The sequence below is a fragment of the Cereibacter azotoformans genome (assembly GCF_021391315.1).
Lineage (GTDB): Bacteria > Pseudomonadota > Alphaproteobacteria > Rhodobacterales > Rhodobacteraceae > Cereibacter_A > Cereibacter_A azotoformans.
Map to the genome: position 1 here is coordinate 127020 of NZ_CP090021.1, position 15150 is coordinate 142169.

Consider the following 15150-nt stretch of genomic DNA (forward strand, 5'->3'; position numbering starts at 1 on the left):
TTCATGCTCGAGTATCTGCCTCAAGAGATCAGGGACGGCCTCGCCGCGGCGCAGAAGGCCGAGATGAAACGCAAGTCGCGGCTCCGGGTCCGCTTCGGCGGCACCGAGATCCCGGTGCTGCGGCTCTGGGATGGCGGGTTCGCGCTCGACGCGGACCAGATCCGGACCCTTCGTGGCCTTGTGAACCTGTATGACGGTGAGCGTCTGGTGTGCCAGTGCCTGATCGTCTGCGCGGTGGTCGAGAAGGGCGAACTCATCTGCGACTTCAAACGCGCGACCGCTCCGACGGATCGGCCGCCGCTGGATTTCTGGCAGGAGCAGGAGCCGCCCGCCGGATATCTGCCGCGCGCCTGATCATTGCAGGTCGGCGAAGGCACGGGAGAGCCTCTCCAGCGCCTCTTCGACCTGCGCTCGCGGGGCCGCGATGTTGAAGCGAAAGAAGCTCTCGCCGCCCGCGCCGAAGGTTGCGCCGTGGTTGGCGGCGATCTGCGCCTCGGACTGCACGCGACAGTGGATCTCTTCGGCGCTCATGCCGGTTCCGGCGAAATCGACCCAGGACAGATAGGTCGCCTCGAGCGGCATCGAGCGCAGGCCGGGGATCCGGTTGATCCGCTCGTCGAACAGCGCGCGGTTGCCCTCGAGATAGCGCATCAGCGCATCGGCCCATTCCGCGCCTTCCGGCGAATAGCCGGCCGACACCATGAACAGCCCGAACGAGTTCGGCGAGATCCCGAGCGCCCCGATCCTGCGGGCCATGGTGGCGCGGAGCGTGGGGTCGGGAATGATGACATTGCCGCAATGGGCGCCGGCGATGTTGAAGGTCTTGGTCCCGGCCGTGAGCATGACCAGCCGCTCGAGCACCTCGGGCGCGGCCAGCGGCATCACCGTATGGCGCTGACCGGGATAGACGAGATCGTGGTGGATCTCGTCCGACACGAGGATCAGGTCGTGCCGCACGCAGAAATCGGCGACCTGCCGCAGTTCCTCGACGGTCCAGACCCGGCCGCCGGGATTGTGCGGCGAACAGAGGATGAGCATCCGCTCGCGCCCCGTCATCTGCGCGTCCCAGGCGTCAAGGTCCATGACATAGCGGCCATTGTCCTGCGCCAGCCGGCATTCGACCACGTCGCGCCCCGCCGCGCGGATCACGCGCGAGAAGGCGTGATACACCGGCGTCATCAGCACCACCCCATCCCCCGGCTGGGTGAAGGCATCGACGCAGAGGGCGGTGCCGTTCACGAGGCCGTGGACGGTGAAGATCCATTCGGGCGCCACTTCCCAGCCGTGGCGGTGCTCCATCCACCAGCGGATCGCGGCCAGATAGTCGCGGTCGTCGCCGAAGTAGCCGTAGAGACCATGCGCCGCCATGCCTTCGACGGCCTTCTGGATGGCGGCCGGCGGCCGGAACTCCATGTCGGCCACCCACATGGCGATGCCGGTCGAGGCGGGCACGCCGTAGAGGGTCTCCATCATGTCCCACTTGACCGAGTGAGAGCCGCGGCGGTCGATGCGCTCGTCGAAGTTCATGGTCGCTCCTGTTTGGGGCGAGCCTAGCCGACGCGGCGGCAGGCGCAAGGGCGGCCGGGCCTGCCGGGATCTGCGAGAGCGTGCCGCAGCCGCCGGGCGCCCCGCCCATTGCGCGAAGCTTCGGCAGGTCGTAAATCACGCCCATGATACGCTCCATCCTGATCCACCCGGACCCGCGCCTGAAGAAGATCTGCGACCCCGTCGCCGAGATCACGGACGATCTGCGCCGCCTGGCCGATGACATGCTGGCCACGATGTATGACGCGCCGGGCATCGGGCTTGCGGCGCCTCAGGTGGGCGTGATGCGGCGGCTCGTGGTGATGGACTGCAACAAGCAGCCCGAAGCGCCGCGGCGCCCGATCGCGTTGATCAATCCGCAGGTCGTCTGGGCGTCGGAGGATCTCTCGACCTACGAGGAGGGCTGCCTCTCGCTGCCCAACGTCTTCGCCGAGGTGGAGCGCCCGGCCGAGGTCAAGGTCCGCTGGACCGGCATCGACGGCCGCGAGGAGGAGGAGCAGTTCTCGGGCCTCTGGGCCACCTGCGTGCAGCACGAGATCGACCATCTCGACGGCAAGCTCTTCATCGACTACCTGCGCCCCCTCAAGCGGCAGATGATCACGCGCAAGATGGAGAAGTTCAAGCGGGCCCAGGCCTCGGGTCTGGTGCAGAAGGCCTGATGGCGGTCCGTCCGATCCTGCGCTGGCCAGACCCGCGCCTGTCGCAGCCCTGCGCCCCCGCCGTGCCGGGGCCGGCGCTGGAAGAGCTGGCGTCGGACATGCTGGCCACCATGTATCACGCGCAGGGCCGCGGGCTTGCGGCGCCGCAGGTGGGCGAGATGGTGCGGCTCTTCGTGATGGATGCGGTCTGGAAGGACGGGCCGGCCGAGCCGCAGGTCTTCGTCAATCCCGAGATCCTCTGGATGTCCGGGGAGCGCGTGGAGGGGCCGGAAGGTTGCCTCTCGATCGCCGGCCCCCGCCTGACCGTCGCCCGCGCGCCCGAGATCCGCCTGCGCTGGACGAGCCTTTTCGGCGCCGAGCAGGAGGCGCTGCTCTCGGGCTTTGCCGCCATCTGCGCCCAGCACGAGATCGACCATCTGGACGGGATCGTGATCCTCGACCGCGCAGCGCCCGCGGCGCGCGACGCGGCCCTGCGGGAGATGCAGCCATGATCCGCCCCTTCGTGATGTATCCCGACAAGCGGCTGAAGACGGCCGCCGCGCCGGTTGGCGCCGTCACCGACGAGATCCGCGCGATCTGGGACGACATGGTCGAGACGATGGACGCGATGCCGGGCTACGGTCTTGCCGGGCCGCAGATCGGGGTGATGCTGAGGCTCGCCGTGGTCGATTGCTCGGACAGCCGCGGCAAGGCGATCCGGCTCGCCAACCCCGAGATCCTCCATGCCTCGGGCCAGTTTCGCGAGCATGAGGAGGGCAGCCCGAACCTGCCCGGCGCCACGGCCGTGATCTCGCGCCCGCGCGCCGTGACCGTGCGCTTCCTGAACCCGGCCGGCGAGATGGAAGAACGCGACTTCGTGGACATCTGGGCGACCTCGGTTCAGCACCAGATCGACCACCTGAACGGCAAGCTCTACATCGACCATCTTTCGGCCCTGAAGCGGAAGATGGTGATCGCGAAGTCCGAGAAATACCTGCGCCGGGTGGGCTGAGCCATGCGCGTGGTCTTCATGGGCTCGCCCGACTTCTCGGTTCCCGTGCTCGAGGCGCTGCACGCCCATCACGAGGTCGTCTGCGTCTATTGCCAGCCGCCCCGGCCCGCGGGGCGGGGGAAGAAGGACCGGCCGACGCCGGTGCAGGCCCGTGCCGAAGAGCTGGGCCTGCCGGTCCGTCACCCGAAATCGCTGCGCACGCCCGAGGTGCAGGCCGAGTTCGCGGCGCTCGGGGCCGAGGTGGCGGTGGTCGTGGCCTACGGGCTGATCCTGCCGCAACCGATCCTCGATGCGCCGGACCGCGGCTGCCTGAACATCCATGCCTCGCTGCTGCCGCGCTGGCGGGGGGCGGCGCCGATCCACCGCGCGATCCTTGCGGGGGACAATGAGACCGGCATCTGCATCATGCAGATGGAGGCCGGGCTCGACACCGGGCCGGTGCTGATGTGCGAAAAGACCCACATCGGCGCCGAAGACACGGTGCAGGATCTGCATGACCGGCTGTCCGGCATGGGGGCGCGGCTGATCCTCGGCGCGATCGAGGCGCTCGACGATCTCGTGCCGCAGCCGCAGCCCGAAGAGGGCGTCACCTATGCCGAGAAGATCGCCAAGGCCGAGGCGGGCATCGACTGGAGTCGCCCGGCAGCGGAGATCGATCGGCAGATCCGTGGCCTCTCGCCATTCCCCGGCGCCTGGACGATGCTGGGCGGCGAGCGGGTCAAGCTCTTGCGCTGCCGGCTGGCCGAGGGGCAGGGCGCTCCGGGCGAGCTGCTCGAGGGGCTCGTGATCGCCTGCGGCTCGGGCGCGGTCGAGATCACGCTCGCGCAGCGCGAGGGCAAGCGCCCGATGGAGCGCGACGAATTCCTGCGCGGCTTTGCGCTGCCTAGGGGCAGCCTCGCCACGGCGTCCTGAGCCTCCGTTCCCGCGGGGGCCGGGCGGCGCGGTTCAACCCGTTCCCGGAGGTGGCCGATGGCCCTGTTCCTCATGCTTCTGATCATTGGCGCGGCGGCGGGCTTCCTCGCCACGCGCATCATGCGCGTCGAGACCGATGTGCCGACGACCGTCGCCATCGGCATGGGCGGGGCGGTGGTGGGCTGGCTGCTGTTGCGCCTGCTCATGGCCCTGACCGGCGCCATCGGCACCTTCGTGGGCGCGGTGGCGGGGGCGATGCTGCTGATCTGGCTCTGGCGGCGCTACATGTCCTGAGCCCGCAGGCCTCAGCCCGAGGGGGTGAGCCGTCTGGCGGCGTCCTTCAGCCTGAAGCTGCGCCCGCCCGCCTCCTGCCAGAGCCGCTGGCCCTGCCAGAGCGCGAACATCATCGCCGCCGGTTCCGCCCGGCCGAGACGCAGGGCAAGCGCCGCCTCGACCGTCTGGCGCCAGGCCTCGGCGCGCGGGCGCAACTCGGGCAGCGTGAGCGAAAGGGCCACGAGATGCGGATCGGCCGCCTCTCCCAGAGCCTTCAGGAAGGCGGGCGCCTTGGTCTCTGCGGCGCTGTCCTCGGCCGCCGCCTCGAGCCGGTCCCAGAAGTGGCCAAGCGCCGCCTGCACCATCCCGTCGCGCGTGCCGTAGCGCCCCGCGAGCGTCGCGGCCGCGAGGCCGGTGGCCCGCGAGACGGTGCCGAAGGACACCGCCCGGTCGCCGTTGCCCGAGAGCATCCGGCAGATCGTGTCATGAACCTCGGCGTCGGGCAGGGAGCGGGGTCGGGCCATCGCCCGACTGTAACCGAACGAAGGCTCGAAAACTAGCGCGTCTTGAAGGGGGCCATGCCCGCGCGAGCCAGCGCGTCCGCGCGTTCGTTCTCCGCGTGGCCGGCGTGGCCCTTGATCCAGCGCCAGACGACCTTGTGCCGCTGCTGCGCGGCGTCCAGCCTCTCCCACAGTTCGGCGTTCTTCACGGGCTTCCTGTCGGCCGTCTTCCAGCCGTTCCGCTTCCAGCCGTGGATCCAGGTGGTGACGCCGTTCTTCACATAGGCGCTGTCGGTCACGATGGTGATCTCGGTCGGCCGCGTCAGCGCCTCGAGCGCCGAGATCGCCGCCATCAGCTCCATCCGGTTGTTGGTGGTGAGCGCCTCGCCCCCCTGAAGCGTGCGCTCCTTGACCACCGCCTCGCCGTCGCGGGCGAGCATCAGCACGCCCCAGCCTCCGGGGCCGGGATTTCCACTGCAGGCACCATCGGTATAGGCAAAGAGATCTGACATGGTGCGGGCCTAGCCCAAGCGGCGGCGGTGCACAAGCGGGTGGCTTGGGCGCTAGACCCGATGGTAGGGCGAGCCGGCGAGAATGGTGGCGGCCCGGTAAAGCTGTTCTGCGAGCATCACCCGCACCAGCATGTGCGGCCAGACCATCCGTCCGAAGGAAAGCGCGAGATCGGCCCGGTCGCGCAGGCGCGGGGCGAGGCCGTCCGCCCCGCCGATCGCCAGCGCCACGTCCCGCCCGGCGTCGCGCCAGCGCGCGAGCTGCTCGGCAAACTCGGGCGAGGAGAGGGTGCGCCCGCGCTCGTCCAGGATGGCGAGAACCGCACCCGGCGCCATGGCCCGCGCGAGAAGGTCGGCCTCGGCCTCCATGCCGCCGCCCTTGCGGTCCTCGACCTCGAGAAGCTGCACCGGGGGCAGGCCCAGCGGGCGGCCCGTCCGCTCGAACCGGCCGAGATAATCCTCGACCAGATCCCGCTCGGGGCCGCTGCGCAGCCGTCCCACGGCACAGAGCTGCAGCTTCATCAGCCGCGCGACAGGCCCTGGGCGCCGCCCGGCATCCACATCTTCTCGAGCTGGTAGAACTCGCGCACCTCGGGTCGGAAGACATGGACGATCACGTCGCCCGTGTCGATCAGCACCCAGTCGCCGGTTTCCTTGCCTTCGACCTTCGAGAGCCGGCCGAACTGCTGTTTCACCCGGTCCATCAGCTTTTCCGAGATCGCGGCGACCTGACGCGACGAGCGGCCCGAGCAGATGACCATGTAATCGGCCATGTCCGAGCGTCCGCGGAGATCGATCTGGACGATGTCCTCGGCCTTGTCATCTTCCACCGAGGCGAGCACAGCCTGCAGCAGCTCCTCGCTCGAAGGCTCGTTGGCGGGTTCGTTCGCGGTGCTCGTGCGAGCCGGCCGCTGCCCGACCGGAAGTCCGGTCGCGGGGTCAGAATGTGACAGGGTCGTCCTCCCGTGTGGCGCGCCGACAGGCCCCGGCGCCGGGCTATCCGTCAAAGGTAACATTGCCGCGCCGGAATCTCAATGCGGGCGGCAGGCTGCGGTTAGCCCTCGCCGAGGCGGAAGGCAACCTCGTTGCGCCGCTGCCAGGGCAGGGTCATGGGCGAATCGTAGAAGTAGTAGAAGGGCCCTTCGCGTATCGTCAGCCCGCGCGCGTCGATCCATTGCGCAAGCTCGCCCGACTGGCGCTGGAGCAGGTTCGACGTGGGCCAGCCCGAGAAGCGGCGCACCGCCTGCCGCGATGGCGGCACGGTGACAAAGCGGATGCGGCTGTCGTTGGGCACGGGCAGGGTGCCCGCGCTCATCCCGGCGGGCATCATGAAGCGGACGACCCACCCGTCGGACCCTTCCGGCAACTGGCTTACCGGAACGGTCATTTCGATCTTCCGGCTCTGGGCATTGCCGCCGAAGATGTAGCGGGCGAGCACGCGGAAGCCGCGGGTGATGGCGGTGGAGCGATCGCCTCTCATGGCGACCTCGGCCACGAGATGCGAGCCATATTGCCGGATCTCGGCGCCGGCATCGACGGATTCGACCTGGTAGTGGGGCTGCTCGTATCCCTTGTAGTCGATGACACCATTCATCTCGCGACTCCTTTGCGGATCGGGAACAACTCCGCGAAGGTGCTTCCGGTTCACGCAGTTGTTGCCTGCGCGCGCATAACAACGTAAAAGCCCCGGCATGGAACGCATCTTCGACATGGACGATCGCGCCCGGCTGCCTTGGCGGTTCTACGGCGCCAGCCTCTCGATCCTCGCCCGACTTTGAGTCGGCGTGCGGCTTTCGCCTGCCTTCCCCCCTAAATCCACAGCCATCGCGAGAGAGCCATGACCGCTCCGAGAACGCTCTATGACAAGATCTGGGACGATCACGTCGTCCATCAGGCCGAAGACGGCACCTGCCTGCTCTACATCGACCGCCACCTCGTCCATGAGGTGACGAGCCCGCAGGCCTTCGAGGGGCTGCGCATGACCGGCCGCAAGGTGCGCGCGCCGGAAAAGACCATCGCCGTGCCGGACCACAACGTTCCCACCACCGAGGGGCGCGACACGAAGATCGACAACGAGGAATCGCGCATCCAGGTCGAGGCGCTGGACAAGAACGCGAAGGACTTTGGCATCAACTACTACCCGGTGTCCGACATCCGTCAGGGTATCGTCCACATCGTCGGCCCCGAGCAGGGGTGGACGCTGCCCGGCATGACGGTCGTCTGCGGTGACAGCCACACCGCCACCCACGGCGCCTTCGGTGCGTTGGCGCACGGCATCGGCACCTCCGAGGTGGAGCATGTGCTCGCCACCCAGACGCTGATCCAGAAGAAGTCGAAGAACATGAAGGTGGAGATCACCGGGAGCCTGCGCCCCGGCGTCACCGCCAAGGACATCACGCTCTCGGTCATCGGCCTCACGGGGACCGCGGGCGGCACCGGCTATGTCATCGAATATTGCGGGCAGGCGATCCGCGAACTGTCGATGGAAGGCCGGATGACGGTCTGCAACATGGCGATCGAGGGCGGCGCCCGCGCCGGCCTGATCGCACCGGACGAGGTGACCTTCGCCTATGTCATGGGCCGCCCGCACGCGCCGAAGGGCGCGGCGTGGGAGGCGGCGCTGTCCTACTGGAAGACGCTCTTCACCGACGAGGGCGCCCATTTCGACAAGGTCGTGACGATACGCGGCGAGGACATCGCGCCCGTCGTGACCTGGGGCACCAGCCCCGAGGATGTGCTGCCGATCACCGCGACCGTGCCCTCGCCCGAGGAGTTCTCGGGCGGCAAGGTCGAGGCCGCGCGCCGCAGCCTCGACTACATGGGCCTCACGCCCGGCATGAAGCTCACCGACATCAAGATCGACACGGTCTTCATCGGCTCCTGCACCAACGGCCGGATCGAGGATCTGCGCGCCGCGGCCGAGATCCTGAAGGGCAAGAAGATCGCGCCGGGAATGCGGGCGATGGTCGTGCCCGGCTCGGGCCTCGTGCGGGCACAGGCCGAGGAAGAGGGTCTGGCGCAGATCTTCATCGACGCGGGCTTCGAATGGCGGCTTGCCGGCTGCTCGATGTGCCTCGCGATGAACCCCGACCAGCTTTCGCCGGGCGAGCGCTGCGCCTCGACCTCGAACCGGAACTTCGAGGGCCGTCAGGGTCGCAACGGCCGCACGCATCTGGTCAGCCCCGGCATGGCGGCCGCCGCCGCGATCACCGGGCACCTGACCGATGTGCGCGAGATGATGGCCGAGACCGTCTGATCCCCGGCCGGAGGCGAAGCCCGCCTCCGGCGCCGCTGCGGCGGACCACCCAGGGAAATCGAAATGGACAAATTTACCAAGCTGACCGGTGTCGCGGCGCCCATGCCGCTCGTGAACATCGACACCGACATGATCATCCCGAAACAGTTCCTGAAGACGATCCAGCGCTCGGGTCTCGGCAAGAACCTGTTCGACGAGATGCGCTACAACCAGGACGGCACCGAGATCGCCGACTTCGTGCTGAACCAGCCGGCCTATCGGCAGGCCCAGATCATCGTGGCGGGCGACAACTTCGGCTGCGGCTCGTCCCGCGAACACGCGCCCTGGGCGCTTCTGGATTTCGGCATCCGCTGCGTGATCGCGACCAGCTTCGCCGACATCTTCTACAACAACTGCTTCAAGAACGGCATCCTGCCCATCGTGATGCCGCCCGAAGTGGTCGCCGTGCTGATGGAGGACGCCCGCAAGGGCGCCAACGCCCGCATGACCGTGGATCTCGAAGCGCAGACCGTCACCACCTCGGACGGGCAGTCCTTCCCGTTCCTGGTTGATTCGTTCCGCCGTCACTGCCTGATGAACGGCCTCGACGACATCGGTCTGACGCTGGAAAAAGTGGCGGCCATCGACGGCTTCGAGAAGACGGCCGCAACCTTGAGGCCATGGGTCTGAAGCCCTGTCTACCTATGGATGAGAGGCCGCCTTCGGGCGGCCTTTTTATTACCTCCTTTTGGTGCAGTTCGGCGACACAATCTCCCCGATTACGTCACAAAGGTTAGCTTACTCTTACCCCAGATTGCGGCCGAAAGTGGAAGACGGCAATTTGAGCAGAGACATGACAACCCGCCGAAACGAGCGGGAAATTTCGGAAACAGGCCGGGGCAGGTGCTCCGGGCAATCCGGATAGGGGTGGGACGGACGTGATTCCAAGGCTGGCGGGCGCGCTCCTGCGCGCGTTTCTCGTCGTCATTCTTCTGGCGACCCCCTCGATCCTGCTGCCGGGCGTAGGCCCGGACGGCAAGCAGATGGTGGCCCTCGTCGCCCTGTTCGGGGGCGTCCTCACCTTTGTCGAATACAACGCGACCTATCCCGGGCTGGTGGAGTTCCGAGATGCGCCCCCCTTCAACCGGCTGCGTTACGCGCTGCTCTTCGTGCTGGTCCTGTCGCTCACGCTGATGCAGCGGGACGCAAGCGACCCCTCCACGCTGACCACGCTCTTCGCGGCGGTGGCTGCCGCCATCGGCGATGCAATGGATTTTCCCTACAGCCCCGTCCGGCTTGCCACCCTGATGCTCTCGGAGGGCGCCACGCAGGAGGATCTGGAGGCGGTGCGCAACGCGGCGGGCATCGCCTATCTCGTGGCCACGGCCGCCATTGCCGTCTTCGTGGCGGTGATCCGGCTGAACCGCTGGCCCTCGCGCCACGCCGCCTTCAACGTCTGGGTCAACCTGCCCACCTTCGAGGCCACGGCCGGCGGAGACGTGGTGCAACGCCTTCAGCGGGACGCGCGTCTTAACGTGGCCTTAGGCTTTCTGCTGCCATTCCTGATCCCGACGGTGGTGAAGATGGGCAGCAGCGGGCTCGATCCGCTGACGCTGGAATCGCCACAGACCCTGGTGTGGACGACGGCGGCATGGGCCTTCCTTCCGGCAAGTCTCTTCATGCGCGGCGTGGGCATGGCCCGTATCGCGCAGATGATCCGCGAGAAGCGGCGCATGGGAGAGATGATTGGCAACGCGGGCTTTGTGCCTGTCTGATCGCGCTCCTCCTGCTCCTGCCGCGAGCGGCCGGCGCAGAGGTCCTTCGCTTCGCCGTATGGGATGCCGGGCTGTCGCGGAAGGGGCCCGGCCTGCTGCTTCGCGACATCCTGAGGGGAGAGGATCCGCAGATCCTCGCGGTTCGTCAGGTGATCGAGGCGCTCGATGCCGATGTGCTCCTGCTGCTCGATGTGGACTATGATGCCGGCCATCTCGCGGTGCGGGCGCTGGCCGGTGACCTCTATCCCCATCTGTTCGCGCTGAGGCCCAACACGGGGCTCCAGACCGGGCTCGACCTCGACGGCGATGGCCGGCGCGGAGGTGCGGGCGACGCGCAGGGGTGGGGCCGGTTCTCGGGGCAGGGGGGGATGGCGCTTCTGTCGCGGCTGCCGCTCGGAGAGGCGCGCGACTTCTCCGATGTCCTCTGGCGCGATCTGCCCGCGGCCAACCTGCCCCCCATGGCGCCCGAGGCGCGGGCGGTGCAGCGTCTGTCCACGACCGGCCACTGGGACGTCCCCCTGCGCCTGCCGGACGGGCCGGATCTGCGGCTTCTGCTCTGGTCGGCCACGCCGCCGATCTTCGATGGCCCGGAAGATCGAAACGGGCGGCGCGGCGGAGATGAGGCCCTGTTCTGGCTGCACCTGCTGGAGGGGCGGCTGCCTCATGCGCCGCCGCAGGGCCCGGTTCTTCTGATGGGCAAGGCCAACATCGACCCTTCGGCCGGAGACGGGGCGCAGGGTGCCATCCGTGCCCTGCTGGCCTATCCAGGCCTGCGGGATCCGGCCCCGGCGGGGCCGGACGGCAGCCTTGCCACGGCCGACTTCCGGGCCGCGAACGGACCGGGTCTGCTGCGGACGGACTATATCCTGCCGGATCGCGGCTTGCGGGTGCTGCGCTCCGGCGTCCTCTGGCCACCGCCCGAGGATCCGCTGGCACATGTCGTCGCGCGGGCCTCGCGCCACCGCCCGGTCTGGGTGGAGCTTGAGCCTCCCTGACGGCGCGGCCGCCACAAGGGCCGTTGCCCATCGGGCTCCGGCACCCGTGGCCCCGAGGGGGCGATGCTTGACCCGACAGGGGCGAGAGCGTAGCCACGGCACATCCCATTGCTAGCAGGAGCGTCCCTTGGCCAATCCCTCCCTTCTCATCCTCGCCGGCGACGGCATCGGTCCCGAAGTCATGGCCGAGGTGAAACGCATCATCGGCTGGTTCGGTGAGAAGCGCGGCGTGACCTTCGACCTGTCCGAGGATCTCGTCGGGGGCGCGGCCTATGACGTTCACGGCGTGCCCCTGGCGGATGCCACCATGGCCAAGGCGCAGGAGGTGGATGCGGTTCTGCTCGGCGCCGTGGGGGGGCCGAAATACGACGTGCTGGATTTCTCGGTAAAGCCCGAGCGTGGCCTCCTGCGCCTGCGCAAGGAGATGGACCTCTATTCCAACCTGCGCCCCGCCCAGTGCTTCGACGCGCTGGCCGAGTTCTCGAGCCTCAAGCGCGAGATCGTGGCCGGGCTCGACATCATGATCGTGCGGGAACTGACCTCGGGCGTCTATTTCGGCGAACCGCGCGGGATCTTCCCGGACAATGAGGGCGGCCGCGTCGGCATCAACACCCAGCGCTACACGACCGAGGAAATCCGCCGCGTGGCCCGCTCGGCCTTCGAGCTTGCCCGCCGGCGCAACAACAAGGTCTGCTCGATGGAGAAGGCCAACGTCATGGAGTCGGGCATCCTCTGGCGGGAAGAGCTGCAGTGGGTCCACGACAACGAATATCCGGATGTCGAGCTGAGCCACATGTATGCCGACAATGGCGCCATGCAGCTTGTGCGGTGGCCGCGCCAGTTCGACGTGATCGTGACCGACAACCTGTTCGGCGACATCCTGTCCGACTGCGCCGCCATGCTGACGGGTTCGCTGGGGATGCTGCCCTCGGCCTCCCTGGGCGCGCCGATGGCGAACGGTCGCCCCAAGGCGCTTTACGAGCCCGTGCACGGTTCGGCTCCCGACATTGCCGGGCAGGGCAAGGCCAACCCGATCGCCTGCATCCTCAGCTTTGCCATGGCGCTGCGCTATTCGTTCGACATGGGCGACGAGGCCACGCGCCTCGAGAAGGCGGTCGAGAAGGTGCTGGCCGACGGCATCCGCACCGCCGACCTCATGGGCCCCGAGGGCGGCACGCCGGTCTCGACCTCGGGCATGGGCGACGCGATCCTCGCGGCGCTCGACGCAAGCCTGTGATCCGCTGAAAAGGGGCGGCCCGCCGCCCCTTTTTATCCGGCGGCCGCTTGCGCTCGCGGCGGTTCCGGGCAATGGTGCGCCGAACCTTCCCGAAAGCAAGCGGCGGTCCCTTCCCGTGGCCAAATCCAACACGCGCGGCGCGTTTCTCGCGCTGCTGGCATTCGCGATCTACGCCACCCACGACGTCGTGGTGAAGCTCCTCGGTCGCGACTATTCGGCTGTCCAGATCCTGTTCTTCGCGACGCTCCTGGGCTTCCCGCTCGCCACGATCATCCTGATGCGCGACCGGGTTTCGGGCAACCTCAGGCCCCGCCATCCCTGGTGGGTGCTGCTGCGCACGGGCTGCATCGTGACGACGGCCCTCTGCGCCTTCTATGCCTTCTCGGTGTTGCCCCTGGCGCAGACCTACGCGATCCTCTTCACCATGCCGCTTCTCGTGACGCTGCTCGCCATTCCGTTGCTCGGCGAGACGATCGGCCTCCACCGCGGCTGCGCCATCGCGGCGGGGCTCTGCGGTGTCCTGATCGTGCTGCGCCCGGGCGCCGAGCCGCTGAGCCTGGGGCATGGGGCCGCACTCCTCGCCGCGGCCACCTCGTCGCTGGGATCGGTCATCGTGCGCAAGATCGGCCAGGATGAGCGGTCCGTGGTGCTGCTCCTCTATCCGATGGTGGCCAACTTCTTCGTCCTGGGCCTCGCGCTGCCGTTCGTCTATCGGCCCATGCCGCTCGAGCATCTGGGCATGATGGGCATCATCGCGGTCTTCAGTCTTGTGGCGATGCTGCTCACCATCGCGGCCTATCGCATGGCCGAGGCCGTGATCGTGGCGCCCATGCAATATTCGCAGATGATCTGGGCCGCGATCTTCGGATGGCTGGTTTTCGGCGAGCGCGCTGATGTCTGGACGTGGCTCGGGGCGGGGGTGATCATCGCGAGTGGCCTCTACATCGTGGGGCGCGAGGCACGCCGCAACGTGTCCGAGCACCGTCCGGCGAGCCAGACGCGCCTGCGCCCCGAGGTCGGGCTCATGCCGCGTCTGCTCCGCCGTCGCGACACGCGAGACGGCGCGTAGCGAAAAGCGCGCGGACCCCCTTGCATTCGCGTGCGCGACGATCTATTCCGCACGCCACGGTCGGAGCGTAGCGCAGCCTGGTAGCGCACCTGCTTCGGGAGCAGGGGGTCGGAGGTTCGAATCCTCTCGCTCCGACCAATTTCCCGCATGAAGTTTTGAACAGCCCGCCTTTCGTAGCGGAGGGCGTTCTTTCAGGCTCGGTTTGGCCGGTGGCTCCTGCATGTCCCGCCTTGCGGATCCTGCACCCACCGCAGCGCCGACGCCTTGATCGGCCGCTCGACCGGGCAAGAGGGTTGGGTGCGATGCGGGTGCCACATCCCGCCTTTTACCGAGTCATGCACTGTCCAGCACCGCCCACGCGAGGCAGTATCCGGATGTGTGTCCGGACCCTTGCGGTTCGAGCCGCAATCCTGCCGCATATGTCCGGCAGTCTCCGCTGCCGGGACGAACTTCTGATTTCAGTACCAGGGACTTGATGATGCAAGGACGAGTGATCTTTTTCGACAACGCCACCTCGACCGGCCGGATTTCCGGCGCGGACGGCCATCGCTATGACTTCAGCCAGCAGGACCTGAAGCAGCCGGTCCGGCCAGCGGTGGGAGCGGAAGTCGATTTCGAGCCGCGGAACGGCGCCGCGCGCGACATCTATGTGATCGGCGGGGCCGCGGCTGCCCATCAAGGCAGTTACGTGGGCAAGGTCGAACCTGATCTGGGATTGTTCGGCTATGGCTGGCGAGCGGTCACTGCCAAGTACGCAGCTTTCAGTGGTCGTGCGCGCCGCAAGGAAGCCTGGGGGTTTGGCGTGATCTACTTCCTGCTTCTGCTGATCCCGTCGCTGTTGTTCATTCCTGCGGCGGCAACCGGGTCAGACGAGGCAATGACGCTGCCTCTGGTGATCTTGGGTATTGTCTTTCTCGCGCTGATCGTCCCGTCCTGGGCGGTGAACTTTCGGCGGCTGCACGACCTCGGCCAGCCCGGGTGGATCATCTTCGTTGTGACGGCGATCAGCCTCATTCCCTACGTGGGCGCCTTGATTGCCCTGATCGCGACGGTCCTGCTTCTGGTCGTGGAGGGCCAGCCGCACGAGAACAAGTATGGCGTGCCGGTGAAGCGCGCCTGAACGGCGGACCGCCACCCATCCGGGACCGCGTCCGCAAGGCGCGGCCCCTCGTCTGACTCCGGCCACGGCCGGCACCTCCCTGCGCGTCACGATGGCCGGCAACGAGAAGCGCCGGGTGACGCGTCTGGCGCGCGCGGGGGCACCCTCGCGTTCGGGCGGGCTTGACTCTCCGGGCGGGCACGCGTATCGCCGCAGGGATTTCCGGAGTTCCGTTGGAGCCTCCGGTCCCGGTGCTTGTCCGGGATCGCCACCCATCAGCGCGATGCGCCCATGGGTGACGTTGTTATTTTGGCCGTCCCGTCCTAGGTCGGGGCAGAGTTCAACAGGTCG

General features: G+C 67.9%; 19 protein-coding genes and 1 tRNA gene. 14 read left to right on the top strand and 6 right to left on the bottom strand.

Going from position 1 to position 15150, the window contains the following annotated elements:
- Positions 1-3 precede the first annotated feature (3 nt).
- Positions 4-354, top strand: coding sequence for a hypothetical protein (locus tag LV780_RS00585; RefSeq protein WP_011907214.1), 351 nt, complete (start codon positions 4-6; stop codon positions 352-354).
- Here the strand turns inward: LV780_RS00585 and LV780_RS00590 are convergent, their stop codons facing one another.
- Positions 355-1527 (bottom strand): MalY/PatB family protein, encoded by a 1173-nt coding sequence (locus LV780_RS00590; RefSeq protein WP_108219995.1) that lies wholly within the window; start codon positions 1525-1527, stop codon positions 355-357.
- A gap of 143 nt (positions 1528-1670) precedes the next feature.
- Here LV780_RS00590 and def (LV780_RS00595) point away from each other — a divergent pair, with 143 nt between their 5' ends.
- The 5 genes from def (LV780_RS00595) to LV780_RS00615 are packed head-to-tail and all read left to right on the top strand — an operon-like array spanning position 1671 to position 4401.
- Positions 1671-2204: a peptide deformylase gene (gene def / locus LV780_RS00595; protein ID WP_108219996.1), complete on the top strand. Its 534-nt coding sequence runs from the start codon at positions 1671-1673 to the stop codon at positions 2202-2204.
- Positions 2204-2695, top strand: a complete 492-nt coding sequence (gene def / locus LV780_RS00600) for a peptide deformylase (RefSeq protein WP_108219997.1) — start codon at positions 2204-2206, stop codon at positions 2693-2695. The genes def (LV780_RS00595) and def (LV780_RS00600) overlap by 1 nt, the downstream gene beginning before the upstream one ends.
- Positions 2692-3195 carry a peptide deformylase gene (gene def / locus LV780_RS00605; RefSeq protein ID WP_101340142.1) on the top strand — a complete coding sequence of 168 codons (504 nt, stop codon included), beginning with the start codon at positions 2692-2694 and terminating at the stop codon, positions 3193-3195. Before def (LV780_RS00600) ends, def (LV780_RS00605) begins: the two co-directional genes overlap by 4 nt.
- A gap of 3 nt (positions 3196-3198) precedes the next feature.
- Positions 3199-4107, top strand: a complete 909-nt coding sequence (gene fmt, locus LV780_RS00610) for a methionyl-tRNA formyltransferase (protein WP_108219998.1) — start codon at positions 3199-3201, stop codon at positions 4105-4107.
- Between the two features lie 57 nt (positions 4108-4164).
- Complete coding sequence (locus tag LV780_RS00615; RefSeq protein ID WP_101340140.1) at positions 4165-4401, top strand: GlsB/YeaQ/YmgE family stress response membrane protein; 237 nt, start codon at positions 4165-4167, stop codon at positions 4399-4401.
- Between the two features lie 11 nt (positions 4402-4412).
- Here LV780_RS00615 and LV780_RS00620 read toward each other — a convergent pair whose 3' ends face one another.
- The 5 genes from LV780_RS00620 to LV780_RS00640 all read right to left on the bottom strand — a co-directional run bounded on the left by LV780_RS00620 (position 4413) and on the right by LV780_RS00640 (position 6983).
- Positions 4413-4904, bottom strand: a complete 492-nt coding sequence (locus LV780_RS00620) for a transcriptional regulator (RefSeq protein ID WP_101340139.1) — start codon at positions 4902-4904, stop codon at positions 4413-4415.
- Positions 4905-4936: 32 nt separating this feature from the next.
- Entirely contained in the window at positions 4937-5392 is a 456-nt protein-coding gene (rnhA, locus tag LV780_RS00625; RefSeq protein ID WP_101340138.1) for a ribonuclease HI, read from the bottom strand.
- Positions 5393-5443: 51 nt separating this feature from the next.
- Positions 5444-5911, bottom strand: coding sequence for a 23S rRNA (pseudouridine(1915)-N(3))-methyltransferase RlmH (rlmH, locus tag LV780_RS00630; protein ID WP_101340151.1), 468 nt, complete (start codon positions 5909-5911; stop codon positions 5444-5446).
- A complete protein-coding gene (gene rsfS / locus LV780_RS00635; protein WP_044247675.1) occupies positions 5911-6231 on the bottom strand; it encodes a ribosome silencing factor in 321 nt (106 codons plus the stop codon). The genes rlmH and rsfS overlap by 1 nt, the downstream gene beginning before the upstream one ends.
- Positions 6232-6443: 212 nt before the next feature.
- A complete protein-coding gene (locus tag LV780_RS00640) occupies positions 6444-6983 on the bottom strand; it encodes an SOUL family heme-binding protein (RefSeq protein ID WP_108219999.1) in 540 nt (179 codons plus the stop codon).
- Between the two features lie 243 nt (positions 6984-7226).
- On the opposite strand from LV780_RS00640, the gene leuC reads away from it, so the two are divergent.
- From leuC to LV780_RS00680, 8 genes are all read left to right on the top strand, one after another.
- On the top strand, positions 7227-8645 hold the full coding sequence (leuC, locus tag LV780_RS00645; protein ID WP_101340137.1) for a 3-isopropylmalate dehydratase large subunit: 1419 nt from the start codon (positions 7227-7229) through the stop codon (positions 8643-8645).
- Positions 8646-8708: 63 nt separating this feature from the next.
- On the top strand, positions 8709-9314 hold the full coding sequence (leuD, locus tag LV780_RS00650; RefSeq protein ID WP_117344870.1) for a 3-isopropylmalate dehydratase small subunit: 606 nt from the start codon (positions 8709-8711) through the stop codon (positions 9312-9314).
- Positions 9315-9562: 248 nt separating this feature from the next.
- Positions 9563-10399, top strand: a complete 837-nt coding sequence (locus LV780_RS00655) for a hypothetical protein (protein WP_011907228.1) — start codon at positions 9563-9565, stop codon at positions 10397-10399.
- Positions 10400-10410: 11 nt separating this feature from the next.
- Complete coding sequence (locus tag LV780_RS00660) at positions 10411-11394, top strand: endonuclease/exonuclease/phosphatase family protein (protein ID WP_407647918.1); 984 nt, start codon at positions 10411-10413, stop codon at positions 11392-11394.
- A 127-nt stretch (positions 11395-11521) separates the two neighbouring features.
- Positions 11522-12631, top strand: coding sequence for a 3-isopropylmalate dehydrogenase (gene leuB / locus LV780_RS00665; RefSeq protein WP_117344871.1), 1110 nt, complete (start codon positions 11522-11524; stop codon positions 12629-12631).
- Between the two features lie 115 nt (positions 12632-12746).
- A complete protein-coding gene (locus LV780_RS00670) occupies positions 12747-13700 on the top strand; it encodes a DMT family transporter (RefSeq protein ID WP_011907230.1) in 954 nt (317 codons plus the stop codon).
- Between the two features lie 61 nt (positions 13701-13761).
- Positions 13762-13838: transfer RNA gene (locus LV780_RS00675), tRNA-Pro, on the top strand.
- A gap of 352 nt (positions 13839-14190) precedes the next feature.
- A complete protein-coding gene (locus tag LV780_RS00680; RefSeq protein WP_044247692.1) occupies positions 14191-14820 on the top strand; it encodes a DUF805 domain-containing protein in 630 nt (209 codons plus the stop codon).
- Positions 14821-15150 lie beyond the last annotated feature (330 nt).